Raw genomic sequence first — 23207 nt, 5'->3', positions numbered from 1 at the left:
GACAGCCGCCATGGTTAAGATTCCCCACCGCCCCCCAAAAGTGCGTTGGGGGGGGGCTGGCGGGGGCGGGCTTACGCCGCTCCCACAAAAAAACCGACAGCTGCAGTGCCGAGCCATGCTCGGCAGGGGCTTTACAAGCGCCACGCCTGACAGCTCACCGGCTTCGCGGCTTACGCCGCTCCTACAACCCGACGCCGCTCCTGCAATGGACAGCTCAGGCAATCGCTTCGGCGTAGCGGCAGGACAGCAACGCCTTGATCAGGAAATCGACCTGGCTGGTCTCGCGGGCGTCCACCCACATCACCGGCAAGCGATGGCCTTCGCCGGCAAGGGCATTGCGGAAATCGCTGAAGCTGAAATCAGGCTCGCGGTCCTGGCAGGTCACTCCCACGGCAAAGCAGGCATCCGGTGCCAACGCACGGAAACGCTCCAGCAGTGTCAACGTACTTGGCAGCGCGCGCGGGTTGAGTGCGCTCACAAGTACGATCACGCCAATTGCGCCTTCCGCCACGATCGGCCACATGAAATCCAGGTAGGCCTGGCCCGGCACGCCATAGACGTGCAGCAACTCACCATCACCCAGTTCAATGGAGCTGTAATCCAGCGCCACCGTCGTATGCGATTTATCCTCGAATGCTTCCAGCGCTGCTTCGTCGCTGATCGGCATTTCCGTACTGATCGGTTCCATGTCCGAGATCGACCGGATCGCAGTCGTTTTACCCGCACCCATTTCACCGACAAAAACCAACTTGGTTGCCATAGCCGTCAGACCTGAAGCCCCTTGGAAAAATTGAGCCCGAATCGCTTGGCGATACGTGTGAAGAAACCGGACACCTTGTTGCCGGAACCCTGCGCGGGTGCAGCCCCGGTGCCGCTGCCATCAAGCAGCCCGGTACAGGCCGCCGCGGCCATGATACGGGCAATATCATCCAATGACGTGCCGGTGGCCTGCGCCAGTTCGCCCGGCTGCCACGGCCGCCGCATCATCGCCGCCATCGGCAACAGCCATTGCACCGGCAACTTGCCGGTCTCGACCTCCGGCCAGCCGCGCAGCTGGCATGGGCTTGCGGTCTCCCGTTGCACCAGCGGCTCCGGCGAGCGTGCCGCCGCCTGCCAACAGAAGTCCTCGAAGGCATGGGTACTGACCGCATCGGCCATGCATTCATCCACGGCCTCGGCGCTGCCGAGCTGCGACAGGGTCCAGCCCGGCTCGGCGGCGGCCTTCAGGAAGTTCTCATAGGGCAGATCACGCAGCAGGGTAGCCCGCGTATGCGTGGCATCGATCAGCAGCTTGACCAGGCCCATGTGCAGCAGGCAGGGCTTGCCTTTGCTGCCACTCAAACTGCGGAACAGCGTGCGCGGTTTGTAACGCTCGCCGCTGTTGTCAGACGCCACCAGCAGCTGTCGCAGCTGCTGGTAGATATCGCGGACGCTGGCGCCGTAGGCCACGCCCGGAATGCTCAGGCCCGACAACACCTTGCGTGTGACCGCCAGCACCGGCAAGCCCTGCTGACTGGCCTCCCGCAGCAATTGCTGGCCATTGCTGTCATCGATGCAGGCCACCAGCAGATCCACCTGTTGGTGGTTCCACTCCTGCACCTCGGCCTGGATGTACTCGGCCATCAGCAACGAACTGGCAACCTTCAGCCGCATCATGTGCAGGACATCCAAACCCTGGCAGCCGATAACGGCCGCAGAGATCTTGCGGGCGGGTGCACTCATGGTGTCGATCAAGTCTGTGAGTCGAAGCTCTATCGGCGTGCTGCTGCTCCGTCACGGAGCAACAGCACGTCATTGCATCACTTGAAATCGAGCGTCTGCTCGAACGACTTCAGCTCGTGGCGTGCCAGCGCCAGGTTGGCGCGCGAACGGTCCAGCACCACGTACAGGAACAGGTCCGCGTTGCTTTCCAGCGGACGGATCAGGTGGTACTGCCTGGTCAGGGTGATCAGGATGTCTTCAATCGCATCGGTGATGCCGAGCGAGGCAGCAACGCGGCGCTTGGCACGCACCACTTCGGTGTTGCCGGCAGCAGCAACTTCCAGATTGATCGGGCCACCGCCGAGCATGCCCAGGGCCATGCCGCTGTCGCTGTCGACCAGCGCTGCACCGACGAAACCAGCGATTTCATTCAACTTGTCCAGCTTGACGTTCCCAGCCATGTTTTTCTCCGTTCCTGATCGATTGTTGTCTAAGTGTTGAATGCGACCGGGCCGCTCTGCAGCACCGGCATCGCATCGGTTGTCGTACTCGAAGCCGTTCACCCGCGCTGCCTCCCTGGCATGCCAGGCAAGCTGCAGCACTGATGATTTACAACAAGAGAGTTACAGCAACACCTTGATCCGCGCCGCAGCATCGCGAGCGGCATACAGCAGGATGGCAAGGGAGGTATCGGCATGGCCGAGCGCGGCCAGCGTATAGGGCCGGTCCGCGGCAACGCGTACCAGCACCATGCTGCCCTGTGAGGTGGACATGGTCACGTAGTCGGCCGCCGACAGGCCGAGCTCGCGCGACAAGGTTTCCCCAAGCGTCAAGAAGGAATTGCTCATCGCCGACAAGCGCCGTGGATCGAGCTTGTTCAACGAACGGTGAGCGATCGCACGGCCATCGGCCGTGGAGACCAGCAGCATGGAAATGCCAACGTTGCGTTCAATGACGGTATCGAGTGCTGTTTCCAAGGCACGGCTGTCCACCGTGACCGAGGGCGTACCTACATCACTCATCTTCGCCCTCACTTTTTCCAACGTTGCTGTTTCCACCACTACTTCCCCCTGTCTGCTGTCGCCGGATGCAGACTCTCGATTGCACCAAACCGCGACTTCCATCACGAACGAGATGTTAAATATGAATACGTGGATGCCGCGTGAACACAGAAATCAGCCTTACTGATTACGGGGTTCCCCTAGTCCCCTGCCCCTGAAAAGTGGTTGTAGCCCTGCTTCGATGTCCCCTGCACAACACCCTCCTGGTTGATCACCTGTACCCCTGTCCCGGCTCGAATATAGCCAATACGGGTAAGCGGAACTGCTACGGATGCCATGGTTTCGTGCAGGGCCTGCCGTTGTCCCGGTGGCGCGGTGAAGCACAACTCATAGTCGTCACCGGCACTGGCACGCAAAGTGTTGAACGCCTCGGACAGGCCCGCCCGCGCAGCCGCCGACGAGGCCGGCAATGCATGTTCGAGCACATCGGCGGCAACCCCGCTGCGTGCGCAGATGTGTCCCAGATCCGCGAGCAGACCATCGGACACATCCACCGCAGCCGTCGCCAAACCCCGCAACGCACGGCCCAGCTCAACCCTCGGCGTTGGCCGCGCAAGACGCTGGCGCAGGTGTTCCAGTGCCGCATCGCCAGCATTGCGGCTGACATCCAGGGTGTGCTGCTGCCACAGCGCCAGGGCCAAACCGGCTTCACCCGGCACGCCACTGACCCAGATGTCATCACCGGGCTGGGCGGCATCGCGGCGCAGCGCCTGCCCCGCGGCTATCTGGCCCATCGCGGTGATGGAGATCGACAGCGGGCCACGCGTGGTGTCGCCACCGATCAGGGCGATGCCATGCAGATCGGCCAGCTGGAAGAAACCTTGGGCGAACTGATCGACCCAGTCCGGGTCGGCATCGGGCAGTGACAGCGACAGACTGCACCACGCCGGTTGCGCGCCCATGGCGGCCAGATCGGACAGGTTCACCGCCAATGCCTTCCAACCGATATCGGCCGGCGGCGTTTCCGCCGGAAAGTGCACGCCAACATTGAGCGTATCGGTGGTCACCACCAGTTGCTGGCCGGCCGCCGGCTGCAACAGCGCGGCGTCGTCACCGATCCCCAACACGATGTCCGCACGCGCGCCGGTGCGCCGGCGGATGCGTTCGATCAGGCCAAACTCGTCAAGGCTCATCACTGCGCTCCCTCAAAAACAACAACGCCGGCGCCGATGATGCCGGCCCGGCGTTGTGGCAAACCCCAAGCGCGGCGATCACGCCGCCAGCGCTTATTGGCTGGACTCGGTCTTGCGCCACTCCACGGCGGCGCGGTCGAGCACGCCATTGACGTAGGTATGGCCGTGTTCGGAACCAAAACGCTTGGCGGTTTCGATGGCTTCGTTGATCACCACGCGGTACGGCACGTCCTGGCGGTAACGCAGCTCGTAGGCGGCCACGCGCAGCACCGCACGTTCGATGGCGTCCACTTCCTCGACCGCACGGTCGACGAACGGCGCCAGCGCCTCGTCCAGGTCACGACGGTTGTCGAGCACACCACGCAGCAGGCTTTCGAAATACGCCAGGTCGGCGATTTCGTGCGCCTGCTCATGGGCAAACTGGGCCAGCAGCGATTCGGCGTTGCCACCGGAGATCTGCCAGGCGTAAATGGCCTGCAGGGCACGGCGGCGCGCGCGCGAGCGCAGCACCGGGTCAATGCCGTCGCGACGGACCGGCTTTCCGGCAGGCTTGCCGTTGTTCTTGTTGTTCATGGCAGCTGTTCCAGAAGATTGACCATTTCAATTGCCGCCAAGGCGGCTTCCTCACCCTTGTTGCCGTGGCTGCCGCCTGCGCGGGCCTCGGCATCTTCCACCCGCTCCACCGCAAGCACGCCATTGAGCACCGGCACGCCGAAATCCAGCTGGGCGCGCATCAGGCCTTCGGCACAACGGTCGGCAACGTGCTCGTAGTGGCGGGTATCGCCACGGATCACGCAGCCCAGGGTGATGATTGCAGCGTGCTGCCCGGCCGCAGCCAGGCGCGCTGCAACCAGCGGGATTTCCCAGGCACCGGGTACACGCACCACGTCGATTGCGTCCTCGCCGATACCGTTGCCGGCCAGGCTCTGGCGTGCGCCGGTCACCAATGCATCGGTGATGCGGGCGTTCCAGCGGCTGGCAATGATGGCAAAACGGGCCGATCCGGCCGGGCGGAGGTCGCCTTCGTAGTGGCTCATGGGGGTATGGAGATCCAAAAGGTGGGTAAGTCTAACGTGCGGGGGCTTAACCCGCGACGCAGAAAACAGCTGCAGGCCCGGCCGAGCCGGGCTTGCAGGTGGTGCCGACGGCTCAGGGCTGCACGGTTTCGACGATTTCCAGCCCGTAACCGGCCAGGCCGATCTGCCGGCGCGGGGTGCCGAGCACGCGCAGCTTGCCCAGCCCCAGGTCCGACAGGATCTGGGCACCGGCACCGTTGCGGCGCCACTGACCCACGTCCTTGTCCTTGCCCGGGGTAACCGGCACCGGCTGCTGGCGCAGGCGCGCCAACAGTGAATTGGTGTCGCGCGGCGCCGACAGCACCACCATCACGCCGCTGCCTGCGGCGTCGATGGCGCGCAGCGCATCGGTATTGGCCACGCCGAAGTCATCCCGGCGCCAATGCAGCAGGTCGGCCAGCGGGTTTTCCACCTGTACGCGGACCAGCGTCGGGGTGTCCTTGTCCGGGGTCCCGCGGACCAGCGCGAAATGCAGGTCATTGGCGATGCGGTCACGGTAGGTGACCAGCTTGAAAGCGCCGAATTCGGTATCGATATCGCGCTCGTCCACGCGCTCGACGGTGTGCTCGGTGGCCAGGCGGTAGGCGATCAGGTCGGCGATCGAGCCCATCTTCAGGCCATGCTCGCGGGCGAACACCTCCAGCTCCGGGCGGCGCGCCATGCTGCCGTCGGGGTTGAGGATTTCCACCAGCACGCCCGCCGGTTCCAGCCCGGCCAGCATGGCCAGGTCGACGCCGGCTTCGGTGTGGCCGGCACGGGTCAACACGCCACCCGGCTGGGCGATCAGCGGGAAGATGTGGCCCGGCTGGTGCAGGTCGGATGGCTTGGCATTGGCCTTCACCGCGGTGCGGATGGTGTGGGCCCGGTCATGCGCGGAGATGCCGGTGGTGACGCCTTCGGCGGCTTCGATACTGACCGTGAAATTGGTCTGGAACTGCGCGGTATTGGCCTGCACCATCGGCGCCAGGCCGAGGTCGGCTGCGCGCGTGCGGGTCAGCGGCAGGCAGACCAGGCCGCGGCCGTGGGTGACCATGAAGTTGATGTCCGACGGCTTGACCAGCTCGGCAGCCATGATCAGGTCGCCTTCGTTCTCGCGGTCCTCGTCATCGACGATGACCACCATGCGACCGGCGCGGATCTCTTCCAGCAGTTCGGGAACGGGGGCGAAATTCATTGTGCGGCTCCTTGGCCCAGCAGGCGCTCGACATAGCGGGCAACCAGATCGATTTCCAGGTTCACCGCGCTGCCGACGCCAGTGGCGGAAAACGCGGTATTGGCGACGGTGTGCGGGATCAGCGCGACCTCGAAGCCCTCGTCGTCGGCTTCGTTGACGGTCAGGCTGACGCCATCCACGCAGATCGAGCCCTTCTTGGCGATGTACTTGAGCAGCGCCTTGGGCGCGGCGAAACGCCAGCGCAGCGCGCGTGCATCCTCGTGGATGGACAGCACCTTGCCGAGGCCATCGACGTGGCCACTGACCAGATGGCCGCCAAGGCGGTCGGTCGGGCGCATGGCGCGCTCAAGGTTGATCACGGCACCTTCGGCCAGGCCACCAAGCGTGGTCAGGTCCAGGGTTTCGGTTGAGGCATCGGCCTTGAAGCTGCTGCCGTCGAAATCGATGACGGTCAGGCAGACGCCGTTGACGGCGATGCTCTCGCCCATCTGCACCTGCTCGAACGGCAGGCTGCCGACGGCGAAGGTGAAGCGGACATCGCCGCCGATGGGTTCGCGTGCGGCCAGACGGCCGACGCCTTCGATGATTCCAGTGAACACTAACGTTCTCCGCAGTAGATGAGCGAAAAACGCCGCAAGGCAAACAGGCGCACGGACCCCGCAAAGGGCCCGAAACACCGTCTTCTTTCATCCGGACTATGACCGTCGGCTCCGGCATCTGACCGGATCTGCTGACCTCCAACCGGGCAACCGCACTGCTGTGCGGGCCTTGCCGGAGCGCTCGCGGGCTCGCACAGCACCCCTTTGGGGGCATTGCACCTACCGCCGGTGGGGAGTTGCACCCCGCCCTGAAGACGTTTGTATGTGCCGGTGAACCGGCGCGCTGATTGTAGCAGCGCCGATCAAGTGAAGCCCCTGACCCAGCTGAACAAGTGCTTCCCACCCATGGAACAGGAGCCAGCGCCCGCCTTCAAGGCTGCTGGACACAGCTTCCCGCAGCCCAAGCGACCAACGCATCAGTCGGTGAAACGCCCGCTACCGCCTGGGCCTGAAGAAACTGCCAACACTCACCAGCACGAACAGGCTACCCAGACCGATCATCGCCCGGTCCTGCCAGGCCGACATGGCCGCAGCCAAGAACCAGATGAGCGCGACACAGAGGAACAGAGCACTTTCAAACTTCAAGACGACCACTACCTATGAGCGCACCACCCATCATGGAGCGGGCACAAAGTAGGTGGAATCAGAGCGACTGATAATAGGATTGCTCTGAAAGTCAGCAGAGTTGATTGCAGCCACAGGCAACCGGGAATCTTCCACAACACGGAACGATGCTTCGCCAAACCGCTTGAAAACAAGGCTGTCGCGAAGAAACGAGTTCCTGCGGGCATGGCGGACAGGTCGAGGATCCGCGCGCCAATGCGGCTTGTCACATGTAAAAACTTCATTAGACTCCGCCCCGCCGTTACATGACGTTGCGGTTCCGGCCCGCAACGGGCTGGTCGACACGGATATCGCACCAAAGAGGATTCGATGCGCAAGACTTTGATTCTGGCCGCCATGCTGGCCGCCGCACCTGCTGTCGCCTCGGCCGACGAGCTGAGCTACACCTATGTTGAAGCCGGCTCGGCCCAGCTGCAGATCAACAACAACGAACTGAACGACCCGAACCTGGGCGGCGCCTACCTGCGCGGTTCGTTTGATGTCGCCGAAAAGTTCAACGTATTCGGCGGCCATTCGCGCGCCAGCAAGACCTACAAACTAGGTCACGGCGAGCGTGAGAAGCTGCTGGTCGGCGTGTCCGAACTCGGCGCCGGTTTCCACATGAATCTGAGCGAGCGCGCCGACTTCACCGCCGACGCAGCTTGGCTGCGCCTTGGCTCGGAGTTCAAACTCCGCGGCGCAGGCGAAGACAATTATTCCGACAAGGACCACACCGACGCTGGTCGCGTAACCATCGGTCTGCGTGGCACCCCGTTTGCACGTACCGAAGCGTGGATCAAGGGCGGCATCGCCGATGGCAACCATATGAGCACCGAGTTTGTCGGCGTGCTGGGCGGCCAGATCAAGTTCAACAAGCATTGGGGCGTTGTTGCTGAAGGCCAGTGGCTGGGTGATCTTGCCCAGTACTCGGTCGGCGTGCGCGCCAGCTTCTGATCCGGCGATACCGGGATTAATGCAGCGGGGGCCGAGAGGCCCCCGTTTTTTTTTCGCGGTTTGCGCAACCAGACAGCGGCATCAACACCCGCCCTGCCTTGTGGGAGCGGCGTAAGCCGCGAAGCTGGCATCAATGAAACATCGTGCTGCTGGCGCGATCTGATGATGTACGTGCTTCGCGGCTTACGCCGCTCCTACAACTGCAGACCGGTTTTATTCCGGCCGCAGAAGCAGGCGCAGATCCTGCCCCAGCATGCGGGTATCCACCAACTGCAAGCGCTGCACCTGCGCCATCGCCTCGATGCCCAGGCCTGCCAACAGCGGCCGCGCACTGTCGCCCATCAGCAGCGGCGCCATGTACAGCAGCAACTCGTCCACCAATCCGGCCTTGAGCAGGGCACCACACAGGGTGGGACCGGCTTCCACGTGCACGTCATTGATGCCGCGTGCAGCCAGCACAGCCATCACTTCAGCCAGATCAAGCCGGCCATCGTCCTGCACCAGGACACCAGCAAATTCGGCACCATCCAATTCCGGTGCAAGTACCGCCGGATCATGCAGATACAAGGTGGGCGCATCGCCTTGGCGAACGCGCCTGCAGGCCAGACTGCGCAGTCGTGTGTCCAGCACCACGCGCAGCGGCGGAAGAAACTCACCTGCATCCGGTCGCGCGGTCAACAGCGGATCATCCGCCATTACCGTGGCCGCACCGGTCAGGATCGCGCCAGCGTGCGCACGCCAGTGCTGCACATCGGCGCGCGCGGCTTCACCGGTGATCCACTTTGATTCACCGCTGGCCATTGCCGTGCGCCCGTCCAGGCTGCCGGCCAGCTTCACCCGCACGAACGGGCGACCACGCTCGATGCGCGACAGGAAGCCACGATTGAGCTCACGCGCCTGCGCCGCCATCAAACCCACGTCAACGGTGATGCCGGCCTGTCGCAGCAAGGCAAAGCCGCCACCATCCACATCCGGGAAGGGATCGGCCATCGCCGCGACCACCCGGCCAACGCCAGCATCGATCAAGGCCAATGCACACGGCGGCGTGCGCCCGTAATGCGCGCAGGGCTCCAGGGTGACGTAGGCGGTCGCGCCACGGGCACGCTCACCCGCGTGTCGCAGCGCGAACACCTCGGCATGCGGGCCGCCGGCACGCTGATGCCAGCCCTCGCCCACCACCTCATCACCGTGCGCGATGACGCAGCCCACCATCGGGTTGGGCCGCGTGGTCCAGGCGGCACGTTCGGCAAGACGCAGCGCGCGGGCCATCAGCAGGTGATCGGTGGCGGTGAACTGACTCATCGGCAAAACCTCATTACGAATGCGGCACGCTGCTCATGTCGGCAACGGTCGTGGGCAAGTGTATGCGCAGCAAGCCCGGCATCACCGCTCCGGCACACTTCAGGCTTGGCACGTATCCACTGCCATCACCGTGATCGCCAGCGGCCCCAGTTGCAGCTCGGCATGCACATGCCAGCCCAGGCTCCGATACCAGCCCACCAGCGGCGCTTCGCAATACAGGTACAGCACCGGCACGGCCAGCGCCGCGGCCTGTGCGACGCAATGCGCGACCAGCGCCGCACCCACGCCTTTGCCACGCGCAGCCGGACTGACGTACAACGAGGCCAGCCATGGCGACCAGCCGCGGATCTGCTCGTGATCATCATGCAGCAGGCTCACCGAGCCCAACCAGCCATCGGCATCTTCCGCCAACCAGCTGCAGGGAATGGTGTGGCGCTGCTGCATGGCCAGCTCCGCCTCGGCCTGGGCCACGGTCCAATCGGGAAGCAGCGTGCCGAAAGCCTGTACATGGGCTTGCGCGATTGCCGGCAGCAGTTCGCGCCGGTCCTGCAGATTGATGAACTTCATCGGATTCGACTCTGGCAGCCACGACAGGGGCCGCGTACTCAATGTATTAGTGATTCACACGCTGGAACATGCCCACGCCCAGGGCATGCAGACGCGCGCCATCATCGCCCTGCTCCAACAGCAGGCCCATCGTTGCCGATTCGCACAGGCCAATCGCACAGCCATCGAACAGCACCTGGTAACCGGGGCGCAGCGGCGGTTGCAGTGGCAATCGCAGCGATTGGTCCATGCCCGGGAAGGGCAGGCGCAGGCCTGTCACGACCTGCCCCGGCGCCGGCGACGGAAAGCCATAGGTGTTCCCCTCCGGCAACCGGCCCTCGGCGGCCAGCTCGCCCTGCGCCAACTCCAGCACCACCTGTATGCCGTCGCTGGCCACACCGCTCATTGGATCAAGCAGATTCACATACAGCGGCCGGCCAGCTACGTGCGTGTCCGCCAATTGCGCCTGCAGCTCCTCACGTTCCTCCTGGCCCTTGCGATCAGCCGGGTCCGGATGCGCCTGCTCCAGGTCGGCAAGCAGCTGCGCCAGCTGTGCGCGCTCGGCCGACCTGGCTTCATGCGGGACGAGTTGTACGGTATTGGCGAGATCATCGCGCGGATGCAGCAAAAGCATGCCGTCGGCCAGCGACCATCGCCCTTTCGAACTGCGGGGCATGGGAAGCATCGCCAACGTCAACGCGTAGTTCCCGTCGCCACCCAGCTCCAGGACCGAGCCTGCATATCCGTCTTCAACGATGCGATAACGCCCTGCCAGCGCCTGTGGCGTACAGGCCTCCTCCACGCAGGGAGATGGCCCGCCCTGCGCTTGATCCAGCCCGGCAGCAGCGTCGACGGCCTGCTGCGCAGCCAATCGAGCACGCTCGGCCATATCCACGGGACTGGATCGCTCCTGGGCCTGCACGGGCAATGCCAACGACAACGCGAGCATTACCAGTCCATTGCGTGAAAACCGCCGTGCCGCTGATCGCATTGCCACTCCGGCCTCCCTTCCCTGCACACGCAGCAATCAGCGCTTGCCGTTCTTGCCTGCCCGCGCTGCTTCCGCCCGCGCATGCGCCAACAACGGCAGCTGATCCTCGTCACTGGAATGATCACGCTCCAGCTTCTCGATCTCGTCGCGGAAATCGGCCACGTCCTCGAAGCTGCGGTAGACCGAGGCGAAACGCACATAGCCCACGTGATCAAGCTTGCGCAGCTCGTCCATCACGAAACCGCCGACCTTGATCGACGGCACTTCGCGTTCGCCGCACATGCGCAGCTGGTGCACCACCGCGCGCACCGCCGCCTCGATGCGTTCTTCCGATACCGGCCGCTTCTGCAGCGCGCGGTCGAAACCCACACGCAGCTTGCGCGCATCAAAGGCTTCGCGGCCGCCGTCACTCTTGACGATGACTGGCAGCTTGAGCTCGATGGTTTCCAGCGTGCTGAAACGTTCGCCACAGGCTTCGCAGCCACGGCGGCGGCGGATGGTGGCGCCATCCTCGGAAACGCGCGAGTCGATCACGCGGGTATCGGTGTGCTGGCAGAACGGGCAATGCATGTTTCAAGCCTTGGACATCAGGCGCCGCGCATGCGACGTGGAAAACCTGTAACGCAGATACAACAAACCCCGGGCCGGGGCAAGCGCCCAACCCGGGGTGATGCGGTCAGCTCAGGGCAGAACGGGCGTCAACAACCGCTGACACCCGACGCCGGTCAGCCATAAACCGGGTACTTGCGGCACTGCTCGCTGACGGCATCACGCACGCGGGCGATGACGGCCTCATCGGCCGGCGCGTCCAGCACGTCGGCGATCCAGTTGGCCAGCGCGACGCAGTCGGCTTCCTGGTAACCGCGGGTGGTGATGGCCGGGGTGCCCAGGCGCAGGCCCGAGGTCACGAACGGCGAACGCGGGTCATTCGGCACCGAGTTCTTGTTGACGGTGATGTGGGCCTTGCCCAGCGCGGCTTCCGCGTCCTTGCCGGACACGTCCTTGCCGATCATGTCGACCAGCATCAGGTGGTTCTGGGTGCCACCGGAGACGATCTTGTAGCCACGCGCGATCAGCGTGGTCGCCATAGCCTGGGCGTTCTTCACCACCTGCTGCTGGTAGGCCTTGAATTCCGGCTCCAGCGCTTCCTTGAAGGCCACGGCCTTGGCGGCGATGACGTGCATCAGCGGACCGCCCTGGATGCCCGGGAACACGATCGACTGCAGCTTCTTCTCGATTTCCTCGCCAGCGCCCTTGGCAATGATGATGCCGCCACGCGGACCGCGCAGGGTCTTGTGGGTGGTGGAGGTGACCACGTGCGCGTGTTCGATCGGGTTCGGGTAGACGCCGGCAGCGACCAGACCGGCGACGTGCGCCATGTCCACGAACAGGTAGGCACCGACCTTGTCGGCGATGGCGCGGAAGCGCGCCCAGTCGATGACCTGCGAATAGGCGGAGAAACCAGCCACCACCATCTTCGGCTTGTGCTCCAGTGCCAGGCGCTCGACTTCGTCATAGTCGATCAGGCCGGCTTCGTTCACGCCGTACTGGATCGCATTGAAGATCTTGCCCGAGGCATTGACCTTGGCGCCGTGAGTCAGGTGACCACCATGGGCCAGGCTCATGCCCAGGATGGTGTCGCCCGGCTGCAGCAGCGCGAAGTAGACAGCCTGGTTGGCCTGCGAGCCGCTGTGCGGCTGCACATTGGCGTAGTCGGCGCCGAACAGCTGCTTCAGGCGGTCGATGGCCAGCTTCTCGGCGATGTCCACGTACTCGCAGCCACCGTAGTAGCGCTTGCCCGGGTAACCCTCGGCGTACTTGTTGGTCAGCTGGCTGCCCTGCGCTTCCATCACCATCGGGCTGGCGTAGTTCTCGCTGGCAATCAGCTCGACATGGTCTTCCTGACGCTGGCACTCATCGGCAATGGCCTTGGCCAACTCGGGATCGTAGGACTCGATACGGGCTTCACGCGGGAACATCACAGCTCCTGGAACTGGGCGAGGGAGCTGTCGATTGTAGCCCGTTCCAGCCGCCTGACCGCCTGTTCATCCGGCTGCAGCGACGTTGGGCAGCACCGCCCTTCAGTGTGATGTGCATCACAAATAGGGCCAGTTACCTGATTTCGGTGATCGTCTCACCGCGATTCCTACGGTTAACAGAGTAGGTCCGTGGCCTCTCTGGCCCCGTGCCCTCCAGTTGAAACGCAAGGACCACCCCGCTGATGCACCGCTCTGACCCATCCCCCCGCCCACTCCGCTCCCTGCGCGCCAGCGCGGCCCTGCTTGTCACGGCGCTGGTCCTTGGCCAACCAGCCGCCGCCGTGGCCGCCGATCCCGGTGCAGCACCTGCCAACAGCGTACTGGTTGCGAGAATCACGGTGGAAGGGGTTGGCGAACATCCGGCCAATGGCATCAGCCGCAGCGCGGTGGAGACCATGGCCAACCAGGCCTTGCAGGACATCAGCCCGACGCTGCCGGCGGCGCTCAGCTTCGCGCAGATCGAGCAGATCACCGCCCGCATCACCCAGACCTACCGCGATGCGGGCTTTCTGGTATCGGTGGCCTATATCCCGCCGCAGCAGATCGGTGACAGCCAGACCCTGACCTTGAAGGTCATGGAAGGCCGGGTTGGGCGGGTACTGGTGCAGGGCAGCCGCCGCTACCGCGACGACCAGCTCAGCGCCAGCAGCCTGGGGCTGATCGGCCGCCCCCTGCGCAGGCCCGAGTTGGAACGCGCCCTGTTGTATGCCCGTGACCTGCCCGGCGTATCGGTCAGCTCGGTGCTGCAACCCGGCCTCGAGCCCGGCGACACCGACATCGTGCTGGTCGCCGAGGACAGCGCCCATCCCTACGAGATCACTGCCGGGCTGAGCAACCACGGCACCGACAGCACCGGCAAATACCGCGCCGAACTGGGCGTCAGCGCCTTCAACGCACTGGGTGCGGGCGATGTGCTTGCTGCCAGCCTGGGCTACGGACTGGACCCGGCCGACAGCTGGCAGGCCGCGCTGTCGCTGAGCATCCCCTCGTCCAGCATCGATGGCCTCAGCGCCACCGTCGGCGCCAGCCGCAGCGAAATGGAGATCAACAACGGGCCGCTCGCGGCCATGCAGCTGACCGGCCCCACCACCTTGTTCTATGCAGGCAGTGACTGGAAGTTCATCCAGCGCAGCAATCTGCAGGTACAGGCTTCGGCACGTTGGGTGCACGAACAGTCAACGCTGGACGCCTTGGGCATGCAGTTGTCGCGGCATACCTTTGATGTGATCGACGCTGGACTGAGCCTGCGCCATACCGACCAGCGCTGGCGCGGCATCAACCTGGCACAGGTGTCGGTCCGCAAGTCGATCAACGATGAATCACCGGCATTGAACTGGCTGTATCCCTCGCACACCGCCTATTTCTGGATCGTGCGCGCCAACCTGGTCCGCCTGCAGGCGCTGCCGGGCAACCAGCGGATGCTGCTGCGCGGCAGCGCCCAGTTCACCGACGATGCGCTTACCCCGCTGGAACAGTTCAGCATCGGCGGCCCCACCAGCGTGCGCGCCTACCCACTGTCCAGCGCGCTGGATGATCGCGGCGTGCAGGCCACTTTCGAGTACCAGCTCAGTGCCCCGGGCTTCGCCGATGCGCCTTCGCCGTTCGATGGACGACGGTGGGGCGACCTGTTCGAGGTGAACCTGTTCTATGACTGGGGACGCAGTTCACCGGCCGCTGCCAACCGACGCCGGGGTGCGCTGCCAGCCACCTTGGAAGGCGCTGGCCTTGGCATGCGCCTGCGCCTGCCTTGGAAACCCGAGTTGCGGCTTGACGTGAGTGCGGCCAAACCCACCGGCAGCTACATCGGCAGCGATCAACGCAGCACCCAGTACTGGGCGCGCATCAGCAGCACGTTCTAAGGACATCGACATGAACCGCATCTACCGCCTTGTCTTCAATGCCGCACTCGGCCAGGTCCAGGTCGCTGCTGAATTCGCCAACACGCCGCAGCGCGCCGTGACGCGCAGCGCACGTGCCGGCCGACTGCGGCCCTCGCTGCTGGCTGCAGCGGTGTTCGTTGCCATGATCCCGGCCACGCAGGCAGCCGACCTGCCGACCGGCTTCGCACCGGTGCAGGGCAGCGCCACCATGAGCCAGAACGGGAACACGATGACCATCAGCCAGAACGGCAAGGTCTCGTTGATCAACTGGTCCAGCTTCGACATCGCCTCGGGCAGCTCGGTCACCTTCGAGATGCCGGGTACCGCAGCCGGGTCCATCAACATCATCTCCGGCGCTGCCTCGCAGATCAGTGGTTCGTTGTCCTCGCTGGGCAACGTCATCCTGGTCAACACCAACGGCATGGTGTTCAGCGGCACCAGTTCGGTGAACGTCGGTGGCCTGCTGGCTACGTCGCTGTCGCCCAACACCGCCGCCCTGGATCTGAGTGGATCGGGCGACCTGCCCATGAGCTGGACCTTCACCGGGTCCGGACAGCCCGCCCCCATCGTCAACCGTGGCACCCTCATCGCCGCTACCGGTGGTGTCAGCCTGATCGGCGGCGCCATCCAGAACACCGGCGTCATCAACGCCGCAGGCAACGCCAGTCTGATCGTCGGCAGCAAGGTCAACTCCTTGCTCGTGCAGTCCTCCGCTCCCAGCCTGACCCAGCCGGGTACCTGGAGCCACACCATCACCAGCTCCGCCGGCACCGCCAGCGCCAGCGCCGCGGCCATCAGCCATACCGGGACCATCTCGGGCGCATCGGTGGACATGCAGGCGAGGATGCAGGCAGAGGTCGTCAGCTACGGCATCAACAGCTCCGGTGTCGTGCAGGCACAGGGCATCGACGGTGGCAGCCTGGTGTTCAGCACGAACGAGGCGGCCTACGTCGATTTCGGTACGTCCACCACCGCCAGGTCGATCTCGATGACCAGCACCGCGGGCACGCTGACCACGCGGGGAACCGCCAATGCCGATGCCATCGTGATGTCCACCTCCGGTGCACTGCAGTTGGGCGGGACGCTCAACAGCGGCTACATCTCCCTGGCAGGGGGAAGCATCACCCAGCAGGTCGGGGCGACCGTCGGTGCCCTGAAGGGAGCGGTCCACCTGGACGTCACCGGCAACGCCATGCTCACCAGCAACAGCAACGCCATTACCTGGTTGGACGGCACCGTGGGCCAGAACCTGCAGCTCACCTCCACCACCTCCGTGAGGCAGGCTGGCGCGTTGCAGGTGGGCGGAACCAGCACGCTTGTCGGCCTGGCGGGCAGCAACGGCAGCCTGGCCGGGTTCACCTTCAGCAACGGTGAGAACCGCTTCGGCGACACCATCAGTGGCAGTGGCGGGGCGGTGGTACTCGGCAGCAGCGAAGCACTTCGGCTGGGCGCGTTCAATGTAGGCAGCCTGGCGGCCACCGGCAGCGCGGTCACACTGGCCGGCAACGTGGCCAGCAGCGGTGGCCAGGCCTACACCGGCCCGACGACGCTGGGCAGCAACGTGGTGCTGTCCAGTGCGTCGGGCGGGGCGGTGTCCTTCAGCGGTACCGTGGACGGCGCGCATGCGCTGACGGTCAACACCGCGGGCACCAAGACCTTCGGCGGCGCAGTGGGCGGCGCGACGGCGCTGTCTTCGCTGGCGACCTTGGGCGGGGGCAGCACCACGCTCAACGGCAACGTCACCACCAGCGGTGCCATCGGCCTGTCGGGCAACGTCAGGCTGGGCGCCGACGTGGCGATCACCAGCAGCGGTAACCAGACCATCAGCCTGGCAGGTACCGTCGACAGTGATGGCACGGCACGGGCGCTCACGCTTGATACCGATGGGTTCGCCATCCTGGGCGGCCGCGTGGGCGGCAGCAGCGTGCTGGCCAGCCTCACCCGCACCGGCACGGGTGCCACCCAGCTGGGCGGCAGCATTTCCACCGTGGGCAACATCGACCTGCAGGGCGCGCTCAACGCGACCGGCGCGGCGACGCTGGCCAGCAGCAGCGGTGACATCCACGTGGGGGGGCCCATCCAATCGACGGATGCACTGGGCCTGCGGGGTGGCGACATCGTCGTGGATGGCGCCATCGCCGCCAGCAGCGTGGCGATCAACGGCGGCACGTTCGACGGTGCCGGCATCAACAGCAGCGGTGCGCTGACTGTCACGCTGAGTGAGGGGGGGCTGGTGCAGGGCGGTCGCTACACCGCAGGTGGGGCGGCCACGTTCGATGTTGCCGGCGACATCACCCTGGACAACCCGCAGAATCAGTTCGGCGGCAGCGTGGCCCTGAAGGGCGGCACGGTGAGGCTGTCCAGCCAGGGCAACCTGAGCCTGGGCGACGTGGATGCACAGGCGCTGGCGATCAGTAGCGGCGGCAGCATTTCCCAGAGCACGGCCACCGCCATCAAGGTCGACACCACCAGCAGTTTCACCGCCACCAACGGCATCACGCTGGGCCGGGGCGGCAACGTGTTCGGCGGGGCGGTCACGCTGCAGGCCGGCGGCGCGGCCCAGGTCGTTGCCGATGGCACGCTGCGCTTCGGCAGCGTCGATGTCGGTTCGCTGTCTGCCAGCGGCACCACGCTTTACCTGCCGCAGAACCTCGTCACACAGGGCGCGCAGTCCTGGTCCGGCGCGCTGCTGCTCGAGGGGGATACCAGCCTCAGCAGCACCCTCGGTGGGCTGTCGTTCTACGGCACCCTGAATGGACCGCACGCGCTGAGCCTCGATGCTGCGGCCGGCACCGTGCACCTTGGGGCGATCAGCACCATCGGGTCCCTGTCGTCCATCACCGCAGCGGAAACCCAGCTGGCGGCCGACATCACCACGGAAGGCAATCTCGACCTGGGCCACAGCCGCGTGCAGGGCGATGTGGCGCTGACCAGCACGGCTGGCTCGGTCAGGATCAACGGGCCGCTCAACGGCACCACCGACAATGGCGATACCCTGGCCATCACCGCGGCCGACAACGTGGCCCTGCAGGGCGCTACGGGGGGCGTCATGCGTCTGCATGACCTGTCCCTGTCCGGTCATGCGATATCCACCGCCGCACTGAATATCGACAACAACCTGTCCATCGACAGCGTCACCAGCCTCACCCAGTCGGCGCGCTACTACGTGGGTGGAAACGCGGATTTCACCTCGCTGGGTAACATCACCCTGCAGAACACCGCCAACCAGTTCATGGGGGATGTGGCGCTGAGCGGCAATGCCGTCCAGATCAGCGGCCTCGGCGCGCTCACCCTATCCGGCGTAGACGCAACGACACTGCAGGCAAGCGCCGGAGCCCTGCTCACCCTGCGTGATGCCACCATGGCGCAGTCCACGGCCTTGACCGGCGAAGCGGTGAGGCTGGATAGCGTGGCACTGGGCCAGACCAGCACGGTTACCGCCACGGGCGGCAACATCAGCCAGACCGGTGCCGTCGGCGTCGACAGTGCCAGCACCTGGACCGCAACGGGCGACATTGTGCTGGGCGATGGCACCAACCAGTTCGGAGGCGCGGTCAGCGCCGCAGGCAGCAACATCACCCTCAGTGCCGACAGCGCACTGAATCTTGGCTCCGTCACGACGGCGGGCGTAGCCCAGCTCAGCGGTCGCGGCGTGCACCTGGGTTCCGTGCAGGTGAACAGCCTGCAGGTGCAGAGCAGCGCCGGCATCACCCAGGGCAATGCGCTGGCGATGACGGGTACGGCCGGATTCAACGCCACGGGTGATGTGGTGCTGGACAACGTGGACAACACATTCGCTGCCGGCGTGCAGTTGTCGGGCCGTGACATCCGCATCGACAGCGCCGGTGGGCTCACCCTGGCCGGGGTGAACGCCACAGGCGACCTGGGCGCCACGGCGCACGCAGGCAACCTGCTGCAGAGCGCTGTGGTAAGCGTGCAGGGACGCAGCGACCTGGCGGCCAGTGGCAACGTGCAGCTGGACAACCCGGGCAACACGTTCGATGGCGCGATTGCGGCCGAGGGCCAGTCCATCCTGCTCAAGGCAGACGGCGACCTGGATGTGGAAAGCCTGCGCAACGGCAGCAACGGTGCCGTGCAGCTGGTGGCCACCGGGGATATCGACCTGGGAGGCACGGCAGTCAACACCGGCACCAACCTGCTGAGCCTGCTGTCCAGTGCTGGACAGGTGCGCACGGCCACCGCGCTCACTGGCAGCCAAGTGTCGATCACCGGCGCGGAGGGCATCCGCATCGGCGGCGACATCACCGCCAACAGCCTGTGGCTGGTCTCCTCCCGCAACAATGTCGAACAGCAGGCCGGCCGCATCCAGTCGGGCACCACGCTGATGGGCGCCGGACAGGGCGACCTGCTGCTGGAGAACACCAGCAACCGGTTCACCGGCGTGACCACCCTGTCCGGGCGGGATGTGCGGGTGGCGGCGGGCGACCTCACACTGGGCATGGTGGCGGCCAGCCGCGACCTGCACCTGGTCAGCAGCGGCAGCATCCAGCAGCAGGCACAGATGTCCGTTGGCGGCGCGGCCGACCTGCGCGCCGCCGGTAACATCACCCTGCGGCACATCAACAACCGCTTCGAGGGCGATGTGGCCCTGCAGGCCGCACAGGCCAGCCTCTACGCCGAACAGGGACTGTCCCTGGCGCAGGTGGACGTGGACGGACTGCAGGCCACCACGCTGGGCCTGCTGTCGCTGCGCGATGCGCAGGTGACAGACCTGGCCGATCTGGATGGTGCCTCGCTGGCACTGGCACGTGCAGACGTGGGCAGGCTCGATGCCACTGCCTTCGCCGGTGGCATCACCCAGAGCGATACCGTCACCCTGGGCGATGGCAGTGAACTCAGGGCCACCGGCAACGTGATGCTCGGCCATGCGGGCAACCACCTTGGCAGCGGCCTGCAGGTGCACGGCGCCGATGTGGTCCTGTCCACGCTGGGCGTGCTCGACCAGGCCGATGTGCAGGCCAGTGGCCTGGCGCGGCTGTCTGGTGGGGGGGTACGGTTGGGCACCGTGTCGGCCGGCAGTCTGCAGGTGGACAGCCAGGGCGACATCGACCAGGTCGTGGCCCTGCAGGTGTCCGGCGACAGCAGGTTCAACGCCAGCGGCGACATCCGCCTGGGACATGCCGGGAACCAGTTCGCAGGCGGCGTGCAGCTTGCCGGCCACGATGTGCGCGTTGAAAGCGCCGGCCACCTGCGCCTGGATGGCGTCACCGCAGACGGCGATTTGTTCGCCGTGGCCCACGGCGGCGGCATCGGCCAGACCGCCAGCGTGGAAGTGGGCGGGCGCAGCGACCTGACCGCACGCGATGACATCGTCCTGCAGCAGGCCGGCAACACCTTCGGTGGCGCCGTGGCGTTGGAGGCCTCGGCCATCCGCCTGGCTGCAGACAGCAACCTCGAGGTTGACGGGCTGCGCACCCGCAACGGGGGCACCGCGCAGCTCGAGGCCGACGGCAACCTGACCCTGTCCGGCGACGCCATCGATCTGGCAGGTGGCTCGCTGCTGGCCACTGCCATCGGCGGCGAGCTGCGCACCCGCACCGCCCTCGCCGGCGCTGCCGTGGTGCTGCAGGGCCGCGACGGCGTGGCGGTAGGCGCCGATATCACCAGCGGGCAGGTGATATTGGCCAGCGATAGGGGCAATGTGGTGCAGGTAGCCGGGCGCATCCTCGCCAATGGCGCCAGCGCACTGGTAAGCAACAGCGGCAATATCGCGATCGAAAATGCCGACAACCGCTTCAACGACACCCTGCTGCTGATCGGCGAGGATATCCGCGTGGCCGCCGGCGACCTGCAGCTGGCCGGCGTGCAGGCCAGCGGTGATCTGTCGCTGACCAGCAGCGGCAACATCGTGCAGACCGCGCAGATGATGGTGGATGGCACGTCGCGCTTCGCGGCCGACGGCGACATCACCTTGCAACATGCAGATAACCACTTGGATGGCCACGTGCAGATCGACGGCCGCGATGTACAGATCTACGCCGATGCCGGGTTGAATCTGCAGGCCGTCAACGCCCGAAACTTGGATGCACACGCGGGCACTTCGCTTGTCCTCGACAACGCCATCGTGAGTGGCGACGCCACTGTGCAGGGCCAGGAACTACTGCTTGGGGATAGCCGCATCGGCGGCAACCTGATCGCAACCTCGCTGAGCACCATCCAACAAACCGCAGCACTGCGGATTACCGGCACCAGCCAGTTCCAGGCCAACGGCGACATCCAACTTACTCAGGCAGGCAACCACTTTGGTGGGCGGGTGGATATCAATGCCGCCTCGGCACAACTCGCCAGCGCCGACAACATGCAGCTGGGCAATATCACCACGACCGGCAATCTGCAGGTGGGTGCGGATGCAGGGCTGCGCCTGGACGGGCAGATACGCGCGGCAAATGTGGACCTGGCCACCGCCGGCGTTTTCGACAATCGTGTCGGCAGCAACGCCATCAGCTTGAGCGGACCGGGGCGCTGGCAGGTCTACCTGGCATCCCCCTTCCAGAATCATGCATTCGGCGGCCTCGACAGCGGCAATACCGCGCTGTGGAACAGCGCTGCCTTTACACGTGCGGCGGGCTCCGACAACAGGTACCTGTTCGCCTTGCAGCCGACACTGACGGTCACGGCAAACACGCTGCGCAAGGTCTATGGCGACAGCATCGATCCAGGCAATGCCTTTTCCATCACGGGCACCATGGCAGGTGTCACCGGCGCCTACCTGGCCGACAACGTCGCCGACCTGATAACCGGCAACCCACTGCTGACCTCTGCGGGCGCGTCAGCCAATGCTGGGGTAGCGGCGACACCGTATGCCCTTGATGTCTCTGCGGGAACACTTGACACAGGGGCGAGCGGATATGCCCTTTCCTTCGTGCAAGGCGAGCTATGGGTTGACCCCAAGGCATTGACCATCACTGCCAACAACGGTGGCAAAACCTATGGGCAGAGCGGTGGCTTCGCCGGCTTCACCAGCAATGGCCTGGTCAACGGTGACAGCGTGTCCTCGGTCGACCTGCACAGCAATGGCTCCGCTGCCACCGCCAATGTCGGCGACTACACCATCACCGCCAGCAATGCCGACGGCACCGGCCTGTCCAACTACGACATCACCTATGTCGACGGCACCTTGTCCATCGGCAAGGCCGGCTTGACCATCACTGCCAACAGCGGTGGCAAGACCTACGGGCAGACAGGTGGCTTGGCTGGCTTCAGCAGCAATGGACTGGTCAACGGTGACAGCGTGTCCTCAGTCGACCTGCACAGCAATGGCTCCGCTGCCACCGCCAATGTCGGCGACTACACCATCACCGCCAGCAATGCCGACGGCACCGGCCTGTCCAACTACGACATCACCTATGTCGACGGCACCTTGTCCATCGGCAAGGCCGGCTTGACCATCACTGCCAACAACGGTGGCAAGACCTACGGGCAGACAGGTGGCTTGGCCGGCTTCAGCAGCAATGGACTGGTCAACGGTGACAGCGTGTCCTCAGTCGACCTGCACAGCAATGGCTCCGCTGCCACCGCCAATGTCGGTGACTACACCATCACCGCCAGCAATGCCGACGGTACCGGACTGTCCAACTACGACATCACCTATGTCGATGGCAACCTGAAGATCGGCAAGGCTGGGCTGACCATCACCGCCAACAACGGCGGCAAGACCTACGGGCAGAGCGGCGGCCTCAATGGCTTCAGCAGCACCGGGCTGGTCAACGGTGACAGCGTGTCCTCGGTCGACTTGGGCAGCAACGGCTCCGCCGCCACCGCCAATGTCGGTGACTACACCATCACCGCCAGCAATGCCGACGGTACCGGCCTGTCCAACTACGACATCACCTATGTCGACGGCACCCTGAAAATCGGCAAGGCCGGGCTGACCATCACCGCAAACAACGGCGGCAAGACCTATGGGCAGACCGGTGGCTTCGCAGGCTTCACGAGCAATGGTCTGCTCAACGGCGACGTCGTTTCCTCGGTCGACCTGGACAGCAATGGCTCCGCCGCTACCGCCAATGTCGGTGGCTACACCATCACCGCCAGCAATGCCGACGGTACCGGCCTGTCCAACTACAACGTCACCTATGTCGACGGCAATCTGGCTGTGGGCAAGGCAGAACTCACCATCACCGCAAC

General features: G+C 65.1%; 17 protein-coding genes and 1 riboswitch. Of the genes, 3 read left to right on the top strand and 14 right to left on the bottom strand.

All coding sequences use genetic code 11. The annotated features are described in order from the left end of the window. Window positions 1–214: 214 nt before the first annotated feature. The 9 genes from AC1VWL_RS16750 to AC1VWL_RS16710 form a co-directional block, all read right to left on the bottom strand. Window positions 215–769 carry a GTP-binding protein gene (locus AC1VWL_RS16750; RefSeq protein ID WP_482987417.1) on the bottom strand — a complete coding sequence of 185 codons (555 nt, stop codon included), beginning with the start codon at window positions 767–769 and terminating at the stop codon, window positions 215–217. Next, complete coding sequence (locus AC1VWL_RS16745; protein ID WP_482987416.1) at window positions 766–1722, bottom strand: hypothetical protein; 957 nt, start codon at window positions 1720–1722, stop codon at window positions 766–768. The genes AC1VWL_RS16750 and AC1VWL_RS16745 overlap by 4 nt, the downstream gene beginning before the upstream one ends. 77 nt (window positions 1723–1799) lie before the next feature. Then, a complete protein-coding gene (locus AC1VWL_RS16740; protein ID WP_062169316.1) occupies window positions 1800–2162 on the bottom strand; it encodes a roadblock/LC7 domain-containing protein in 363 nt (120 codons plus the stop codon). A gap of 162 nt (window positions 2163–2324) precedes the next feature. After that, entirely contained in the window at window positions 2325–2723 is a 399-nt protein-coding gene (locus AC1VWL_RS16735) for a roadblock/LC7 domain-containing protein (RefSeq protein ID WP_296250001.1), read from the bottom strand. A 179-nt stretch (window positions 2724–2902) separates the two neighbouring features. Then, entirely contained in the window at window positions 2903–3895 is a 993-nt protein-coding gene (gene thiL / locus AC1VWL_RS16730) for a thiamine-phosphate kinase (RefSeq protein ID WP_482987415.1), read from the bottom strand. Window positions 3896–3988: 93 nt separating this feature from the next. Then, window positions 3989–4468, bottom strand: a complete 480-nt coding sequence (gene nusB, locus AC1VWL_RS16725) for a transcription antitermination factor NusB (RefSeq protein WP_282266329.1) — start codon at window positions 4466–4468, stop codon at window positions 3989–3991. Further along, window positions 4465–4932 (bottom strand): 6,7-dimethyl-8-ribityllumazine synthase, encoded by a 468-nt coding sequence (gene ribH / locus AC1VWL_RS16720; RefSeq protein ID WP_282266327.1) that lies wholly within the window; start codon window positions 4930–4932, stop codon window positions 4465–4467. The genes nusB and ribH overlap by 4 nt, the downstream gene beginning before the upstream one ends. A gap of 112 nt (window positions 4933–5044) precedes the next feature. Beyond that, a complete protein-coding gene (ribB, locus tag AC1VWL_RS16715) occupies window positions 5045–6145 on the bottom strand; it encodes a 3,4-dihydroxy-2-butanone-4-phosphate synthase (protein ID WP_481507933.1) in 1101 nt (366 codons plus the stop codon). Then, window positions 6142–6744, bottom strand: a complete 603-nt coding sequence (locus AC1VWL_RS16710) for a riboflavin synthase (RefSeq protein ID WP_481533366.1) — start codon at window positions 6742–6744, stop codon at window positions 6142–6144. The genes ribB and AC1VWL_RS16710 overlap by 4 nt, the downstream gene beginning before the upstream one ends. Window positions 6745–6819: 75 nt before the next feature. After that, window positions 6820–7004, bottom strand: a riboswitch (FMN riboswitch). Window positions 7005–7677: 673 nt separating this feature from the next. Here AC1VWL_RS16710 and AC1VWL_RS16705 point away from each other — a divergent pair. After that, window positions 7678–8301, top strand: coding sequence for a hypothetical protein (locus AC1VWL_RS16705; RefSeq protein WP_482987414.1), 624 nt, complete (start codon window positions 7678–7680; stop codon window positions 8299–8301). 213 nt (window positions 8302–8514) lie between these two features. On the opposite strand, the gene ribD is transcribed toward AC1VWL_RS16705, so the two are convergent. The 5 genes from ribD to glyA all read right to left on the bottom strand — a co-directional run bounded on the left by ribD (window position 8515) and on the right by glyA (window position 13119). Continuing rightward, complete coding sequence (ribD, locus tag AC1VWL_RS16700) at window positions 8515–9603, bottom strand: bifunctional diaminohydroxyphosphoribosylaminopyrimidine deaminase/5-amino-6-(5-phosphoribosylamino)uracil reductase RibD (RefSeq protein WP_482987413.1); 1089 nt, start codon at window positions 9601–9603, stop codon at window positions 8515–8517. Window positions 9604–9702: 99 nt separating this feature from the next. Beyond that, window positions 9703–10170 (bottom strand): GNAT family N-acetyltransferase, encoded by a 468-nt coding sequence (locus AC1VWL_RS16695; RefSeq protein WP_482987412.1) that lies wholly within the window; start codon window positions 10168–10170, stop codon window positions 9703–9705. Window positions 10171–10216: 46 nt separating this feature from the next. Continuing rightward, window positions 10217–11140: a hypothetical protein gene (locus AC1VWL_RS16690; protein ID WP_482987411.1), complete on the bottom strand. Its 924-nt coding sequence runs from the start codon at window positions 11138–11140 to the stop codon at window positions 10217–10219. 36 nt (window positions 11141–11176) lie between these two features. Then, on the bottom strand, window positions 11177–11710 hold the full coding sequence (gene nrdR, locus AC1VWL_RS16685) for a transcriptional regulator NrdR (RefSeq protein ID WP_282266315.1): 534 nt from the start codon (window positions 11708–11710) through the stop codon (window positions 11177–11179). Between the two features lie 155 nt (window positions 11711–11865). Continuing rightward, window positions 11866–13119 (bottom strand): serine hydroxymethyltransferase, encoded by a 1254-nt coding sequence (gene glyA / locus AC1VWL_RS16680; RefSeq protein ID WP_282266309.1) that lies wholly within the window; start codon window positions 13117–13119, stop codon window positions 11866–11868. Window positions 13120–13361: 242 nt separating this feature from the next. On the opposite strand from glyA, the gene AC1VWL_RS16675 reads away from it, so the two are divergent. Then, window positions 13362–15038, top strand: coding sequence for a ShlB/FhaC/HecB family hemolysin secretion/activation protein (locus AC1VWL_RS16675; protein WP_482987410.1), 1677 nt, complete (start codon window positions 13362–13364; stop codon window positions 15036–15038). A 10-nt stretch (window positions 15039–15048) separates the two neighbouring features. Further along, window positions 15049–23207: MBG domain-containing protein (locus tag AC1VWL_RS16670; protein ID WP_482987409.1), on the top strand; the 8159-nt coding region annotated here is incomplete at its 3' end.

Source organism: Stenotrophomonas sp. STEN063 (genome assembly GCF_056854515.1).
The sequence above is the reverse complement of the archived record's forward strand: the minus strand, read 5'-3'. Positions and strand labels throughout refer to the sequence as shown.